Consider the following 14,655-nt stretch of genomic DNA (forward strand, 5'->3'; position numbering starts at 1 on the left):
AGAGGACAGGCACAGTGAAAGGGCCTGGCCCAGGAGGGCCAGGAAGTGGGGCCAGGTCATCCGCCGGACGACGGACACCTGGCCTTCGCGCTGTTCAGGGGGCATCGGCCGACGGCCCGGGGCCCGCCGCGCGGGCCATGGTGTCAGGGACGTGCGACATGGCGCACCGACCGCACGTCAAGACGGACACCTTGGTGCCGCTGACCATCTCGGCCCAGTACTCGGGCACACCGTCCACCGCCGCACCGAAAGCGCCCACGGCGACATCGGCCGCCCACAACGCCTGCTCCAACGGCCCAGCTACATGGCTTACCCGCAAGCTCTCCGGCAGCAGGCCCGAGCTCCGCAGCCCAGCCAACCCAGCGATGTCGCCTTTGTCCCTGACCAGCCCCCTGGACTCGAACACGACATTCGAGACCTCTCGATCAGCCAGAGCAGTGAGCAGTGCCTGCTGAGCCTTCCTGCGAGCCCGCTCCTGGCGAGAGCTGTCCATTCCGCACCAGGTGGCAAGCACCACCTCGCATTCGATTGCTGCCGCGCTCCTGACGAGGGACCGTCTGCGCCCGGCAGCCTCATCGCGCCAGTGGACCTTTCGCTGACCGGCCAGCAGTGACGCGGCCATGCGATCCCGAGCCAGCTGCACTTCGTGCGGGGCCAGTACCACCGCCGAGAACATGTAGATCCCCGTGCCGTTCGCACGGCAGCGCAGCGATTCATCGCAGAATGCGCTGATACCCGGCTTGGTGTTATGAGAAGACGGCGCACCGCTCATTGGTTGGAGACCTCCGTGTCGTACGAGGGCGCTCAGCGCTCGTACCCGTGGCAGGTCCTGTACGTCTGGGCACCCCCGGGTCCTCACAACGCTCTCCGGCTGCATACGTTCCGGGGGCGCGGTGGGCGCGGGGTGGGTCTCCGGCAGGGGCGAATTCGCCTCCGGCCAGGGACGCCGCGTGCTGGAAGTCCAGGAGTGATTTCAGTACCAGAAGAACCCTAGGCCTCTCAACCATCCTCGTGCAAGCAGAGTTTGATTCAGCATCAGTTCCACCAGGAGAAGGTGAACGCCTCCCAGGCCAATGCCGACAAACGTCAACTCCCTTTGACCAACAGGATTCTGATTCGCGGCGCGGGCAACCGCCGTCGGCCGGGCGCCGTCTCTGAGAGAGGATTCGGGCGAGACCCGACGACGAGAGGCCGGCCCCTTGAACAACATGACGGCCATCCGTGACGCCGAGAACGAGGCGCGCAGGAACGAGCGGCGGCGCGGAGGCCGGGTCTCCGCATGGGCGGCCGCCCTGATCCTCGCGGGCGTCAGCACCGTCATCGGCTTCCGCGTCGCGGACGCCGACGGCGTCACCCCCGTACCCCAGATCCTCGCCTTCCTGCCCTGGCTGCTCGTCCCCGCGGGGGCGGGCCTGCTGCTCGCGCTGCTCGGGCGGTGGCGGATCGGCATGGTGTGGGGCGTGGCCGTGCTCGGGCTCGTGGCCTGGTACATGGAGCCGTACGGGAAGACCGACCAGCCCGACGGGCCCGCCTTCGCCGAGCTGCGCGTGATGACCTCGAACGTCGAGTTCGGGCGCGGCACGGACGGGCTGGTCGAGGCCGTCCGCAAGGAGAAGCCCGACCTCCTCTTCGTCCAGGAGTGCGACTTCGGGTGCGCGAAGACCCTGCGCAAGGAGCTGCCCCGCGCCGACTACCCCTACCGCGAGGCCGTCGACGCGTCCGGCGCCGAGGGCTCCGTCATCCTCGCCGACGTCCCCCTCAAGAGCGCGGACGGCATCGAGGCCACCCTCGGGATGCCCGGCGCCGTCGCCGACGTGAAGGGGCACCCGGTGCGTGTGCAGCTCGCGCACCCGATGCCGCCGGTGCCCCGCGGGGTCGGCCTGTGGCGCTCGGAGCTCGGGGACATCCGGGACTACGCCGCCGCGGACGACGGGACGTCGACCATCATCGCCGGGGACTTCAACGCCACCCAGGACCACGCCGCCTTCCGCTCGGTCCTGGACGAGGGGCTGCGCGACGCCGCCCGCCTCGACGGCTCGTCCCGCTCGCCCAGCTGGCCCGCCGCCGTGCCCTCGCCGCTCGGCGCGCAGATCGACCACGTCCTCGCCACGCCGGACTTCTCCGCCCGCGACGCCCGCTTCCTGGAGATCGGCGACACGGACCACCGGGCCCTCGTCGTCACGCTCACCCTGCACAAAGAGGAAACAGAGCGTTGATCCTCCGGCCAGGGCAAGTTACGTAAAGCGCCGATAATGGGCGCATGCCCCGTGAGCCCCGCCCCGCCCGTCCGGTCTCCCTGAGACCGCTCGCCCCGCCCGACTGGCTGGTCAGGTCCCTCAAACCGCAGTCCGCCCCCATCCCCTGGGCCGCGGTGGCCCGCGCCTCCGTCGCGATGGCGCTCCCCCTCGCCGTCGGCATCCTCGCGGGACAGCCCGCGTACGGCGCGCTCGCCTCCATGGGCGCCCTGTCGGGAGTCATCGGCGACACCGCCGACGCCTACCGCATGCGGATCCTCAACATCGCCGTGCCGCAGCTCTTCGGCGCCCTCGGCGTCACCCTCGGCTCGCTCGTCTTCGGGCACGGCTGGGTCGCGGTCGGCGCGGTCACCTTCGTCGCGCTCGTCTCCGGGATGATGTCGACGATCGGCGCCGTCGCCTCGGTCTCCGGACTCCTCCTCCTGCTGAACTGCGTGGTCGGCGCGGGTCTCCCCATGCCGGGCCAGTGGTGGCTCGCCCCGGTCCTGATGACCGGCGGCGGCCTGCTCGTCCTGCTCCTCGCCCTGCTCGCCTGGCCGCTGCGCTCCGGCATCCCCGAGCGCGCCGCGGTCGCCGGCACGTACCGCTCCGTGGCCGCGCTCCTGGAGGCGGCGGGCACGGACGCGTACGACGAGGCGCGCGCCGCGGTGACCACCTCGCTCAACCAGTCGTACGACCTGGTCCTCGCCCGGCGGGCCCGCGACCACGGCCGCAGTCCGGAACTGGTCCGGCTGATCGCCCAGTTGAACGCCCTCACCCCGATCGTCGAGGCCGCACCCGCCGCCGACCAGGCGGTGCGGCACTCCGGGTGCGTGCTGCCCTCGGCGGTGCCGGACGCCGTGCGCGGCATCGCCGACGCCGTACAGCACGGCCGCACCACGCCGCCGGACGTGGTCCCGGGCATCCCCGAGCCGCGCGGCACCGCCGAGCGCGCCCTCGACCAGGCGGTACGGCACGCCGTGGAGACGCTGGAGAACCCCGACCCGCTCTCCTTCGTCGACGTCGACGACCGCCTCGGACGGCCCGCCGCGCTGCGGGTGCGGGCCCGCCGCGCCGGGCGCAACGTCATCCTGTCCGGGGCCTCCTGGCGCTACGGCCTGCGGCTCGCGCTCTGCATCGGCATCGCCCAGGCCCTGGTCTCACTGATCGACGTGCCCAGGTCGTACTGGGTGGCGCTCACCGTCACGTTCGTCCTCAAGCCCGACTTCGGCTCGGTCTTCTCGCGCGCCGTGCTGCGCGCGCTCGGCACCGCGGCGGGCCTGGTCCTCGCGGCGGCCGTCCTCGCGGAGGTGCCGCACGGGTGGTGGGACGTGCCGGTGATGATGCTGCTCGCCCCGCTGATCCCGGCGCTCACCACGCGGGGCTACGGCTACCAGACGGCGGCGATCACGCCGGTGATCCTGCTGCTCTCCGACATCCTCAACCACCAGGGTCTGGGGCTGGTCGTACCTCGCCTCCTCGACAGCCTGATCGGCTGCGCGATCGCGCTCGTCGCGGGCTATCTGCTCTGGCCGGAGAGCTGGGGCACACGGATCGGCGACCGCCTCGCGGACGCGGTCGCGGACACCGCCGAGTACGTGGACCGCGCGTTCGGCGCCCTGGACGAACCAGCCGCCCGCGCCCGCATGCGCCGCCGCCTCTACCGCGACCTGTCCGTCATCCGCTCCGAGTTCCAGCGCGCCCTGACCGAGCCGCCGCCGATGGGCACGCGGGCCGCGGCCTGGTGGCCGCTGGTCGTCGCCGTCGAACGCATTCTGGACGCCACGACGGCGGCGAGGGTCCGTATCCGCCACGGAGCGGACGCCCCCAAGCCGGACGAGGTGGCCGAAGTGGCCCGCGAACTGAGGGAGTTGGCGGAGGGCCTGCGCGCCTCGGACACCCTGGAGGAGGTCCACAGCGAGTTCACGGTGAGCCCGGAGGGCAGCGTCCTGGAGCCACTGCGCCAGGAGGTGGCGGCGGCAAGGGCGATCGCTTCACCGCGGGTTGCATAGGCGCCCCGAGAGGGGCGCGGGGAACTGCGCGACCAGCCACAACCGGCCCGCAGTTCCCCGACAACCTCAACCCTCGTTACCGCACGGGCCTCAACGCGCCGCGTTGACCTTGTGCAGGGCCTTGGCCAACCCGTTGGCCCACAACTGGTCCACCTTCGCCCGCTCCGTCGCGTCCGGCTGCGCGTTCGTGCAGGACGGGCCGGGCCCGCCGCCCGACATCAGCTGGCTGCACGGACCGTCGTACGTGTCCGGGAGCCCGAGGACGTGCCCCGTCTCGTGCGTGGTGACCCGCGTCGAGTCGTACTCCTGGTTCTGGGCGTAGTCCAGGAAGATGTACCCGTTGCCGTGCCCGTCCGTGGACGCGTACGAACCCCGCGGGTCATCGCCCTCGCGGTACGAGAAGCTGGCGCCCGACGAACCCGCCTGCAGCTTCACGTTGGAGACCGCGGCGTTCCAGATCGACGTCGAGTTGGCTATCTGCTGGGCGAAGGTGGGGGCGCCGGACGCGTCGTACGTGACGGTCACGGACTTCGCGCCGGGGTTGGCCGCGCGCTTCTCGGCGACCGCCTTCACGACGGCCTCGAAGAACGCCTTGTTGGCCTTGGCCTCCGCGGCCGATCCCTGGTACGAGGCGTACGAGGCCGTGGCGGACGCGGAGGTGGGGGTCGCGGTCGACGCCGTGGCCGAGGTCGCGCCGAGACCGGCGACCGTGAGACCGAGGACGGCCGCGACAGACAGGTAACGCTTGTTCATGTGTGGGGGGCTCCCTACTCGTTCGACGACCGATGGGGCGGTCGATGAAAGGTGAACGGTTCGGTGGCTGTGAGTGTGGGGGAGCCCGGGGCGCGTGGGGATGATGGCAACTCGCGATAGCACGGGGCTATCACCCGGTCCCGGCCTGCCCAGAACGGCTGGTTCTCATGGGGTTTGGGCGTCTGGTGCGGCGGCCGTAGCGCCTCTACGCTCATCGACCATGGAGCTCGAGGTCAGGCACCTCCGCGCGCTGTGCGCCATCGCCGACACCGGCAGCCTGCACAAGGCCGCCCGGCAACTCGGCATGAGCCAGCCCTCGTTGACGACCCAGCTGCGGCGCATCGAGAACGCGCTCGGCGGCCAGCTGTTCGCCCGCGAGCGCACCGGCTGCCGCCCGACCCAGCTCGGCCGGGTCGTCCTGAGCCGCGCCCGCCCCCTCGTCACGGAGATGCGGGCCCTGGTCACCGAGACCAAGGCCGCCGCCGCGCGCGCCGCCGAGGGCCCGCAGCTGCGCATAGGCTCCACCGCGAGCCGCGCCATACCGGGCTGGCTGCGCAGGCTGCGCGTACGCCTGCCGAACACCGAGATCTCGCTCCAGATGGACGTCTCCGCGAACGCGCTGCTGCGCATGGTCGCGGCCGGCCAGCTCGACGTCGCCTTCGTGCACGAGGTGGAGGGCTGCCCGCTGCGCCTCCCGGAGTCCCTGCGAAGACGGGTGCTCGTCGACCGGGAGCCGCAGTTCGTCTCCCTCGCCGCGGACCATCCCGCGGCGGACCGCCCGGTCGTACGCCTCTCGGACCTCGCCGACGACCGCTGGATGGTCGACCCGACCGTCGACGGCGAGTGGGACGGACTGCGCCGCGTCCTGACCGCGGCCGGGCTCAACCCCCGTGTCCTGCACGGCGATTACCTCACCGCGGCGTCCCTCGTCGCCACCGGCGAGGTCGTCACCCTCTGCCAGCCGACCTCACGGGCCAGGCCCGACATGGCCGTACGCCCCCTGTGCGGCGATCCTCTCGGCGTACGCCTCATGGTGGCCGCGCGCACGGAGGACGAGATCAACGCCGTCTACGGCGAGCTGGAAGCCTCCTACTGGGAGGCGGCGGGGCAGTCCCCCGCCTACACGGAGTGGCTGCTGCGGGCCGGTGACCCCCGGGGAACCGCGGGCGGGACCTTGGTCCCCGCCAGCCGGTGACCTTCGGCAAAACAACCCTTGACCTGCGGTTTTGACCGATTTACGGTACTGGGTCACACCCTGAGGCCGCTTGTTACATTTCCGACGGATGACGCACACATGGCGCCCGTAGCTTCGTATCTGTCGCCACCGCAAAGGGGCACAAACACGAACGGCTCGACCACAGCTCGACCACAGCAACGAGGGAAGTCACCGCCATGCGCGCCACCCGCCGTACCTTCCGTACCGCCGCCATCGCCACCGGGGCCATCGCCGCCCTCGCCGTCCCGACGACGGCCGCGTTCGCCTCGGACGCGCCGTCGGCCCCGCAGGGGCAGGTCGCCGCGGGTGACCGGACCGGCCAGGACCAGACGGGCAAGGACCAGGACCAGTCCGGCAACAAGGACCAGACCGGCAAGGACGAGACCGGCAAGGACAAGTCCAAGGAACAGGACAAGTCCAAGGACCAGGACAAGCAGACCGACAAGGACACCCCGAAGCCCGGCAGCTGGGAGTCCAAGGGCACCACGAACCTCGGCAACGGCTGGTCCGCGAAGGTCGACGTCAACGCCTCCGCCCGCACCGCCAAGGCGACGCTCTCCCTGAACGGCGCCGCGAAGGGCTCCCTCACCGCGTACGAGAAGGCCGCGACGACCACCGTCGACGGCAACACCTTCACGCTGACGCCCGACGGCACCGTCACCATGAAGTCGAAGCCGACCCCGCCGAAGCCGGACGACAAGCGCGTCTTCGTCCGTGACGCGAAGCTGGCCGACGGCTCCACCGCGAAGATCTACAAGCTGGGCCCGCACCACTACCAGGCCGACATCATCGCCAAGGGCGTCAAGCTGGACACCCTCGACGCCAACGGCAAGTCCGCCTCGGGCCAGAACAACGGCCTGCACGTCACCCTGAACCCGGACGGCACGATCAAGTCCTGGGTCGAGGGCAGGCACAACGGCACCAAGCCGCAGCCCAGGAAGGACGGCAACACGGTCGTCCCGAAGGGCGGCGTCAAGGCCGGTGCCGACGGCGTGAGCACGGGATCCTCCGACGACGCCCCGCTGATCGCCGCGGGCAGCGGCATGGCGGCCATCGGCGCGGCCGGCCTCGGTTTCGCGATCTACCGCCGCAAGCAGCACAGCAACTGAGCGTGATCCAGCAGCAGTACGAGGACGGGGCACCCCGCGGTCGCGGGGTGCCCCGTTCGCGTACGTACGGGTCAGACGCCGATGTCGCAGCCGTCCTCGCGCCACACGGACACGACCGACGGGCGGACGATCTTTCCGGGACCGTCGGGCCAGGCGCTCGCCGGCTTCTCCACCGACGCCCCGTCGACCTCGCCCGGGTGCTGCACGGAGACGAGCACGCGCCGGTCCTGGACGATCGGGCCGCAGGTCTCGGCGCCGGTCGGCATGGTCAGGAACTGCTTGAGCTCACCGCGCCGGTCACCGCGCGTCGCGACGCCGAACAGGCCGTCGTGCGAGCCGAGTTGGTTGCCGTCCGTGGAGATCCACAGGTTGCCGTGCGGGTCGAAGGCGACGTTGTCGGGGCAGGAGATCGGGGAGACCCGGTCCTTGGGGAAGCCCGCGAAGTACGTCGAGGGGTCGTTCGGGTCTCCGGCGACGAGGAAGAGCGACCAGGCGAAGGTGGTGGCCTCGGCCCGGTTGCGCCGCTCGGTCAGCTCCAGGATCTGCCCGTGCTTGTTGAGGTTACGCGGGTTGGCCTCGTCGGCGCCGGCCTTGCCCGCCTTGCCGCGGTCGGAGTTGTTCGTCAGCGCGACGTACACCTTGCCGGTGTGCGGCGACGGCTCGATGTCCTCGGGCCGGTCCATCTTGGTGGCCCCGACCTTGTCACCGGCGACGCGCGTGAAGACGTACACCTCTTCGGCCGTCATGCCCTCGACGTGGCTGACGGCCTTGCCGCCGGGGCCCGCGGTGGCCAGCGGGATCCAGGTGCCGCTGCCGTCGAACTCGCCGTCGGCGGGCAGCTTGCCGGTGCCGTCGATGTCGGCGGCCGGGGAGTCCCCGGTCAGCTTGGCGACGTACAGCGTGCCCTCGTCGAGGAGCGTCAGGTTGTGCTCGTGCGCGGCCCGCGACTTCCCCTTCGCCATGCGCTTGCTGCTGACGAACTTGTAGAAGTAGTCGAACTTCTCGTCGTCGCCCATGTAGACGACCGGGCGGCCGTCGTGCGTCAGGCGCGGCTGCGCGGCCTCGTGCTTGAAGCGGCCGAGGGCGGTGCGCTTGCGCGGGGTCGAGTCCGGGTCGTACGGGTCGAGTTCGACGACCCAGCCGAACCGATTGGCTTCGTTGGGCTCCTGCGCGAGGTCGAAACGGCGGTCGAACCTCTCCCACTTCCGCTCGGAGGCGGCGCCGACGACGCCGTACCGCTTCAGGCGCGCGGCGGTCGTCGGGTCGGTGACCTTCTCGGCGTTGGCGAAGTACTGGTTGAAGTTCTCCTCGCCGTGCAGCGTGGTGCCCCAAGGGGTGGTGCCGCCCGAGCAGTTGTTGAGCGTGCCGAGGACGGTGGTGCCGCGCGGGTCGGCCGCCGTGCGCACCAGCTCGCTGCCGCGCACGGGGCCGGAGAGCCGGAAGGGGCTGGTGGCGGTGAGGCGCCGGTTGAGGTGATGGCGTGAGACGGCCCGCAGCTTCCCTCTCCGCCGCTCGCCTTCGACCACGACGACGGAGAGGCCGTGGGCCGCCCAGGCGATCTCGACCTGCTCACGGGTCGGGTTCTCGGGGTCGTACCCCTTGAACATCAGGATCTCGTCCGTGTACTCGTGGTTGGCGACCAGGAGCTGGCGGCCGTGCTCGCGGTGCAGCGGCAGCAGGCTGAGGAAGTCGTTGTTGTACCCGAACTGCCCGGCCTGCGCCTTGGCGCTCTGCCGGTCCGCGTCGAAGGCGGGGGCGCCGCGCAGGATGGGCTCGCCCCAGCGGATGACGACGTTCTGGCCGTACCCGGCGGGGACGGTGACGGCGTCGGTCTTGTTCGGGGCGACGGGCGTGAACCGCAGGCCGCGCGCGCCCCTGCTCCTGCCGTGCTTGACGCTCGTACGGTCCGCGGGGACGGCGGCGGCCTCGCTCGCGCCCGGCCCGCCTATGACGGCGCTGCCGGCGGCGGTGGCGACGGTCACGACGGCCGCGGCGCGCATCATCGAACGGCGGCTGAGCGCACCGGCGATGACGTCGCCCACGTAGTCGTTGTCGCTGGCGTTCGGGACTTCCTGGAAGCAGGCGTCGCCGCAGCGGAAGCGGCAGGTCAGGGCGGAACGGCCGCCGCTCCCCTGATGCGAGGTGATGATCGGCAGCAGCTTCGGCACGGGTCCTCCGTCGTTGTGGCGCGCTCTTGCGTGGCTTGATTCCGCCGTGAGGCTAGGTGGGGGTTTCGGCAAGGCGGCGGCCTACGGGTGAACGGAGGGTGAATCCGTGGCGCATGAGAGGGAGTTGCCGCGAGGGTCGTTCGGGTGGTGATTCGGGAGGGTGGCTCGGGCGGGTGACGGTCGGCGACCCTGCCCAAGATCGCATTCCGCGGCGGCTAACCTTACGTGTCCGCCCTGGCCAGGGATTTTCGGGAATCAACTCACGCGAAGGGTTGCGCACATGGGCATTCTGAACCGCCTGCGGAACGCGTTCGGACGGTCACGCAAGGGGGGCGTTCCGGAGGCACGGGAGCCCGAAGTTGCGGCGGCGCCTGAGCAGCCGGCGGCGGTGACCGTGCCGGCCCCCGCGCCGGAGCCGACACCGAGCGCGGCCTCGGTCCCGCCTCCGGCCTCGGCGGTGGACGACCTGGTGGCAGCGGCCTTCGACAACGTGACGGTCCCCGCACCGGCGACGGAACGGAACGCACCGTCCCCCACGGCCGAGGCACCCCCGAAGCCTGCCTCGCCATCGACCCCGACTCCCGAGCCCGTGACCGAGTCGGCCCCCGAGCCCATTACCGAGACGGCCCCCGAGCCCAAGCCCACGGCCGAGACCACCCCGGAACCCCAGGCCGAACCGGAGCCGGTGACCGAGCCCGTGACCGAGGCAGCCCCCGAGCCCATTACCGAGACGGCCCCCGAGCCCAAGCCCACGGCCGAGACCACCCCGGAACCCCCGGCCGAACCGGAGCCGGTGACCGAGCCCGTGACCGAGGCAGCCCCCGAGCCCGTTACCGAGACGGCCCCCGAGCCCAAGCCCACGGCCGAAACCGCCCCGGAACCCCCGGCCGAACCGGAGCCGGTGACCGAACCCGTGGCCGAGGTTGTCTCCTCTCCAGAGACCGAGGCGGCCTCCGAGGACGCGGACGCACCCGCACCCGCACCCGCACCCGAAGTCCCGACCGCTCCGACTGAGCCCGAAGCCAAGCCTGAGGCTCAAGTTGCCGCCAAGCCCGCCCTCACCGCCGCCAAGGTCAAGGCCAAGGCCCCCGCGCTCGCCACGGCCTACAAGGCCGCAGGCGCCGCGCTCAAGAAGAACGGGCTCACCGGGGTCCGCGCCCCGGTCTACCTCGTCCTCGACCGCTCCGGCTCCATGCGCCCGTACTACAAGGACGGCTCGGCCCAAAGCCTCGGCGAGCAGACCCTCGCCCTCGCCACCCACACCGACCCCGAAGCCACCGTCCACGTCGTCTTCTTCTCCACGGACATCGACGGCACCGGCACCCTCACCCTCGCCGAACACGAGGGCCGCATCGACACCCTGCACGCCGCCGCGGGACACATGGGCCGCACCAGCTACCACCGCGCCATCGAAGAGGTCGTCGCCCACTACGAGAAGTCCGACCACAAGGGAAGCCCGGCCCTGGTGATCTTCCAGACCGACGGCGCCCCCGACGCCAAGGGCCCCGCCACCCAGGCCCTCGCGGACGCGGCCAGGCACCCCCTCTTCTTCCAGTTCATCGCCTTCGGCGACCACGAGGCGAAGGGCTTCGACTACCTCCGCAAGCTCAAGGCCGACAACGCCGCCTTCTTCCACGCGGGCCCCACCCCCCGCGAGCTCACGGACAAGGAGCTGTACGAGGGTCTGCTGGCGGCCTGGCGCCCGTAACCCCTCTCCGGTGGGCGGACGGACCCCCGTCCGCCCACCGGAATCGAGGTGAGTGGATCTTCACGGGGCCGTTAGGATTTCGACCATGGCGGCCACTGAATCTGAGAAGCTGAACACTGCGGAGCGTCTTCCCCGCGCAAGCGGGGATGAGTCGGCGTTCTACGTCTCGACGCCCATCTACTACGTCAACGACGCTCCGCACCTTGGCCACGCCTACACGACCGTCGCAGGGGACGTGCTCACGCGCTGGCACCGGCAGCGCGGCGAGAAGGTGTGGTACCTCACCGGCACGGACGAGCACGGTCAGAAGATCATGCGCACGGCCGAGGCGAACGACGTCACCCCCCAGGAGTGGTGCGACAAGCTCGTCACCGAGGCCTGGAAGCCCCTCTGGGAGCACCTGAACATCGCGAACGACGACTTCATCCGCACCACGGAGAAGCGTCACACGGACCGCGTGCAGGAGTTCGTCCAGGATCTCTACGACAAGGGCGAGATCTACAAGGGCGGGTACGAAGGCCCGTACTGCGTGGGCTGCGAGGAGTACAAGCTCCCGGGCGACCTCATCGAGGACGAGGACGGCACCAAGCTGTGCCCGATCCACAAGAAGCCGGTGGAGCTCCTCAAGGAGGAGAACTACTTCTTCAAGCTCAGTGAGTACGGCGACAGGCTCCTCGCCCTCTACGAGTCGAACCCGGGCTTCATCCAGCCGGAGTCGGCGCGCAACGAGGTCGTGAACTTCGTCAAGCAGGGCCTGCAGGACCTGTCGATCTCGCGCTCGACGTTCGACTGGGGCGTGAAGGTCCCCTGGGACGACAAGCACGTCATCTACGTCTGGGTCGACGCCCTCCTGAACTACGCCACCGCCGTGGGCTACGGCGCCAACCAGGAGAAGTTCGACGAGACGTTCCCCGCGAACGTCCACCTCGTCGGCAAGGACATCCTCCGCTTCCACGCGGTGATCTGGCCCGCGATGCTCCTCGCGCAGGGCCTGCCGGTCCCCGGCAAGGTCGCGGCCAACGGCTGGCTGATGGTCGGCGGCGAGAAGATGTCGAAGTCGAACCTGACCGGCATCAAGCCGCAGGACCTGACTTCGCACTTCGGCGTGGACGCGTACCGCTGGTACTTCCTGCGCGCCATCGCGTTCGGCAGCGACGGCTCGTTCTCCTGGGAGGACTTCACCGCCCGCTACACCAGCGAGCTGGCGAACGACTACGGCAACCTCGCGTCCCGCGTGGCCGCCATGGTCGGCAAGTACTTCGGCGGCGAGCTGCCCGAGGCCACGGCCGCGGGCGAGGCCGAGAAGGCGATCCAGGACGGTCTGGCCAAGGCCGTCGCCGACGCCGACCGCGCGATCGGCGAGGAGCTCGACTTCCAGTCCGGCATCCTGTCGATCTTCGCCTTCGTCAAGCAGGTCAACGGCTACATCACGGAGCAGGAGCCGTGGAAGGTGGCCAAGGACGACAGCGAGGAGGGCCGGGCCCGCCTCGCGACCATCCTCTACACCGCCGCCGAGTCGCTGCGCGCCGTCGCCGTCCTGCTGAACCCGATCATGCCGGAGACCTCCCAGAAGCTCTGGGACTCCCTGGGCGCCGAGGCCTCGCTGGGCGCGCTCGCCGGCCAGCGGGTCCAGGACGCGGGCACCTGGGGTCAGCTGCCCGCCGGTGCCACGGTGACGAAGGGCGCGGTGCTCTTCCCGCGCCTGGAGGAGCCGAAGAAGGAGGCATAAGCCTCAAGCCCCGTGAGGGGCGCGGGGAACTGCGCGCTCAACCCCCACAAGACTGCACCCGCCCTAGGGCCTGCCGCGGCAGGTCCTTCGGCGGGTGCGGGTTTTCATGGGTCGCTCGCGCAGTTCCCCGCGCCCCTGAAGGGGGCCCGGCCCCTCAGGGGCCGTACGACCGCACGAGCCGCGCCAGTTGACGCCCTGCCCCCCGCAGCGGCTCCTCGCTCCGCGCGACCTGCGCGGTCACCTCCGCACCCTCCAGCGCGCTGATGACCGTCGTCGCCAGCTCCCGCGCGTCCTCGGCCGCGAAGCCCGAGGCGACGAGCCGGTCCGCCACGATCCCCTCCCAGCCGCGCAGCGCGTCCGCGCACACCCGCTGGATCTCCGAGTCCGTGCCGAGCGTCTCCAGCGCGGCGGCCGTGACGGGGCAGCCGTCGACCCAGCCCGACTCCCGCAGCCCGACGGCGAGTTGACCGGCGCAGTCCTCGATGGCCGCCGCCGGGTCTCCGCCACCGGCCAGCCCTTCCCTCAGCACCTGCGCGAACTCCTCGGCGCTGTACGTGATCGCGGCCACCGCGACGGCCTCCTTGCCGCCGGGGAAGAAGTGGTACACGGAGCCGAGCGTGGCCTCCGCCTCCTTGGCGATCTGCTTGATGCCGGTGCCCACGTACCCCTGTCGCTGGATGAGGCGGGCTGCGACGACGACGATCCGGTCGCGGGTGCTGGGAGCGGTCTTCTCGGCCATGCCGCCACCCTACCCGCAATTAGTTAGAGCGTTCGTTCTAGAGGCGTGCTACGTTTTCCCCACGCACTGGATAGAGCGATCGTTCTAGTAACCGTCTGGAGTCACGCATGCCTTCCACCGCACAGTCCGTCACCGTCATCGGCCTCGGCCCCATGGGCCAGGCCATGGCCGCCGCCTACCTCGACCGGGGCTACCGCGTCACCCTCTGGAACCGCACCCCGTCCCGCGCCGACGCCCTGGTGGAGCGCGGCGCCGTCCTCGCCGGAAGCGTCGAACAGGCCCTGGCGGCCAACGAGTTGGTGATCCTCAGCCTCACCGACTTCGACGCGATGTACGCGATCCTCGGGCAGGCCGAGGCCGCCCTCGCCGGCCGCACCGTGGTGAACCTCAGCTCGGACACCCCCGAGAAGGCGCGCGCCGGGGCCCGCTGGGTCACCGAGCGCGGGGGCACCCACCTCACCGGCGGCGTCCTGTCCCCGCCGCCGCTGATCGGCACCCCGGAGACGTCCACGTTCTACAGCGGTCCGCGCGAGGCGTACGACAAGCACCGCGAGGCGCTCGAAGTCATCACCGGGAAGTCGGACTACCGGGGCGAGGACCAGGGCCTCGCCGCGCTGATGTACCAGCTGAACATGTTCGTCTTCTGGCCCGCGATGGTCGCCTACTGGCAGGTCGTCGCCGTGGCGGGCGCGCACGGCATCACGGCCCGGGAGATCGCCCCGTACGTCACCGAGAACTTCGCGGGCATGGGCCACTTCGTCGACTTCTACGCCTCCCGCATCGACGAGGGAAACCACGCGGGCGACGTGGACCGCACCTCGATGGGCCTGGCCAGCATGGAGCACGTCGTCCACACGGCGGCGGACGCGGGCGTGGACACGGCGTTCCCCTCGGCGGTGCACGACGTCTTCCGCCGCGTGGTGGAGGCCGGGCACGGCGCGGACAGCTTCAGCCGCGCCGTGGAACTGATCAGGAAGGGCTGACGGC

11 protein-coding genes are annotated in these 14,655 nt (G+C 70.9%); 7 read left to right on the forward strand and 4 right to left on the reverse strand.

Annotation, left to right across the window (positions count from 1 at the left end; translation table 11 throughout):
* Nucleotides 1-94: 94 nt before the first annotated feature.
* Nucleotides 95-772, reverse strand: coding sequence for a hypothetical protein (locus tag ACZ4D5_RS10565; RefSeq protein ID WP_467771964.1), 678 nt, complete (start codon nt 770-772; stop codon nt 95-97).
* Nucleotides 773-1,208: 436 nt separating this feature from the next.
* On the opposite strand from ACZ4D5_RS10565, the gene ACZ4D5_RS10570 reads away from it, so the two are divergent.
* Together ACZ4D5_RS10570 and ACZ4D5_RS10575 are read left to right on the forward strand one after the other, a co-directional pair.
* A complete protein-coding gene (locus ACZ4D5_RS10570) occupies nt 1,209-2,216 on the forward strand; it encodes an endonuclease/exonuclease/phosphatase family protein (RefSeq protein ID WP_467771965.1) in 1,008 nt (335 codons plus the stop codon).
* A 44-nt stretch (nt 2,217-2,260) separates the two neighbouring features.
* Nucleotides 2,261-4,246, forward strand: a complete 1,986-nt coding sequence (locus ACZ4D5_RS10575) for an FUSC family protein (RefSeq protein WP_467771966.1) — start codon at nt 2,261-2,263, stop codon at nt 4,244-4,246.
* A gap of 90 nt (nt 4,247-4,336) precedes the next feature.
* Here ACZ4D5_RS10575 and snpA read toward each other — a convergent pair whose 3' ends face one another.
* The gene (gene snpA / locus ACZ4D5_RS10580) at nt 4,337-4,999 is read right to left on the reverse strand and encodes a snapalysin (RefSeq protein ID WP_467771967.1); all 663 of its coding nucleotides are present in this window, start codon (nt 4,997-4,999) and stop codon (nt 4,337-4,339) included.
* A gap of 220 nt (nt 5,000-5,219) precedes the next feature.
* On the opposite strand from snpA, the gene ACZ4D5_RS10585 reads away from it, so the two are divergent.
* Together ACZ4D5_RS10585 and ACZ4D5_RS10590 are read left to right on the forward strand one after the other, a co-directional pair.
* Nucleotides 5,220-6,194 carry a LysR family transcriptional regulator gene (locus ACZ4D5_RS10585; RefSeq protein WP_467771968.1) on the forward strand — a complete coding sequence of 325 codons (975 nt, stop codon included), beginning with the start codon at nt 5,220-5,222 and terminating at the stop codon, nt 6,192-6,194.
* A gap of 197 nt (nt 6,195-6,391) precedes the next feature.
* Nucleotides 6,392-7,324 carry a hypothetical protein gene (locus ACZ4D5_RS10590; RefSeq protein ID WP_467771969.1) on the forward strand — a complete coding sequence of 311 codons (933 nt, stop codon included), beginning with the start codon at nt 6,392-6,394 and terminating at the stop codon, nt 7,322-7,324.
* Between the two features lie 71 nt (nt 7,325-7,395).
* Here ACZ4D5_RS10590 and ACZ4D5_RS10595 read toward each other — a convergent pair whose 3' ends face one another.
* Nucleotides 7,396-9,492, reverse strand: coding sequence for a PhoX family protein (locus ACZ4D5_RS10595; RefSeq protein ID WP_467771970.1), 2,097 nt, complete (start codon nt 9,490-9,492; stop codon nt 7,396-7,398).
* Nucleotides 9,493-9,772: 280 nt separating this feature from the next.
* On the opposite strand from ACZ4D5_RS10595, the gene ACZ4D5_RS10600 reads away from it, so the two are divergent.
* Together ACZ4D5_RS10600 and metG are read left to right on the forward strand one after the other, a co-directional pair.
* A complete protein-coding gene (locus ACZ4D5_RS10600; RefSeq protein ID WP_467771971.1) occupies nt 9,773-11,200 on the forward strand; it encodes a VWA domain-containing protein in 1,428 nt (475 codons plus the stop codon).
* Between the two features lie 85 nt (nt 11,201-11,285).
* The gene (gene metG, locus ACZ4D5_RS10605; RefSeq protein WP_467771972.1) at nt 11,286-12,929 is read left to right on the forward strand and encodes a methionine--tRNA ligase; all 1,644 of its coding nucleotides are present in this window, start codon (nt 11,286-11,288) and stop codon (nt 12,927-12,929) included.
* A gap of 154 nt (nt 12,930-13,083) precedes the next feature.
* On the opposite strand, the gene ACZ4D5_RS10610 is transcribed toward metG, so the two are convergent.
* Nucleotides 13,084-13,668 (reverse strand): TetR/AcrR family transcriptional regulator, encoded by a 585-nt coding sequence (locus tag ACZ4D5_RS10610; RefSeq protein ID WP_467771973.1) that lies wholly within the window; start codon nt 13,666-13,668, stop codon nt 13,084-13,086.
* A 107-nt stretch (nt 13,669-13,775) separates the two neighbouring features.
* Between ACZ4D5_RS10610 and ACZ4D5_RS10615 the strand changes: the two genes are divergently transcribed.
* Nucleotides 13,776-14,651: an NAD(P)-dependent oxidoreductase gene (locus tag ACZ4D5_RS10615; RefSeq protein ID WP_467771974.1), complete on the forward strand. Its 876-nt coding sequence runs from the start codon at nt 13,776-13,778 to the stop codon at nt 14,649-14,651.
* Nucleotides 14,652-14,655 lie beyond the last annotated feature (4 nt).

It is taken from the genome of Streptomyces sp. NPDC025651 (assembly GCF_055558735.1).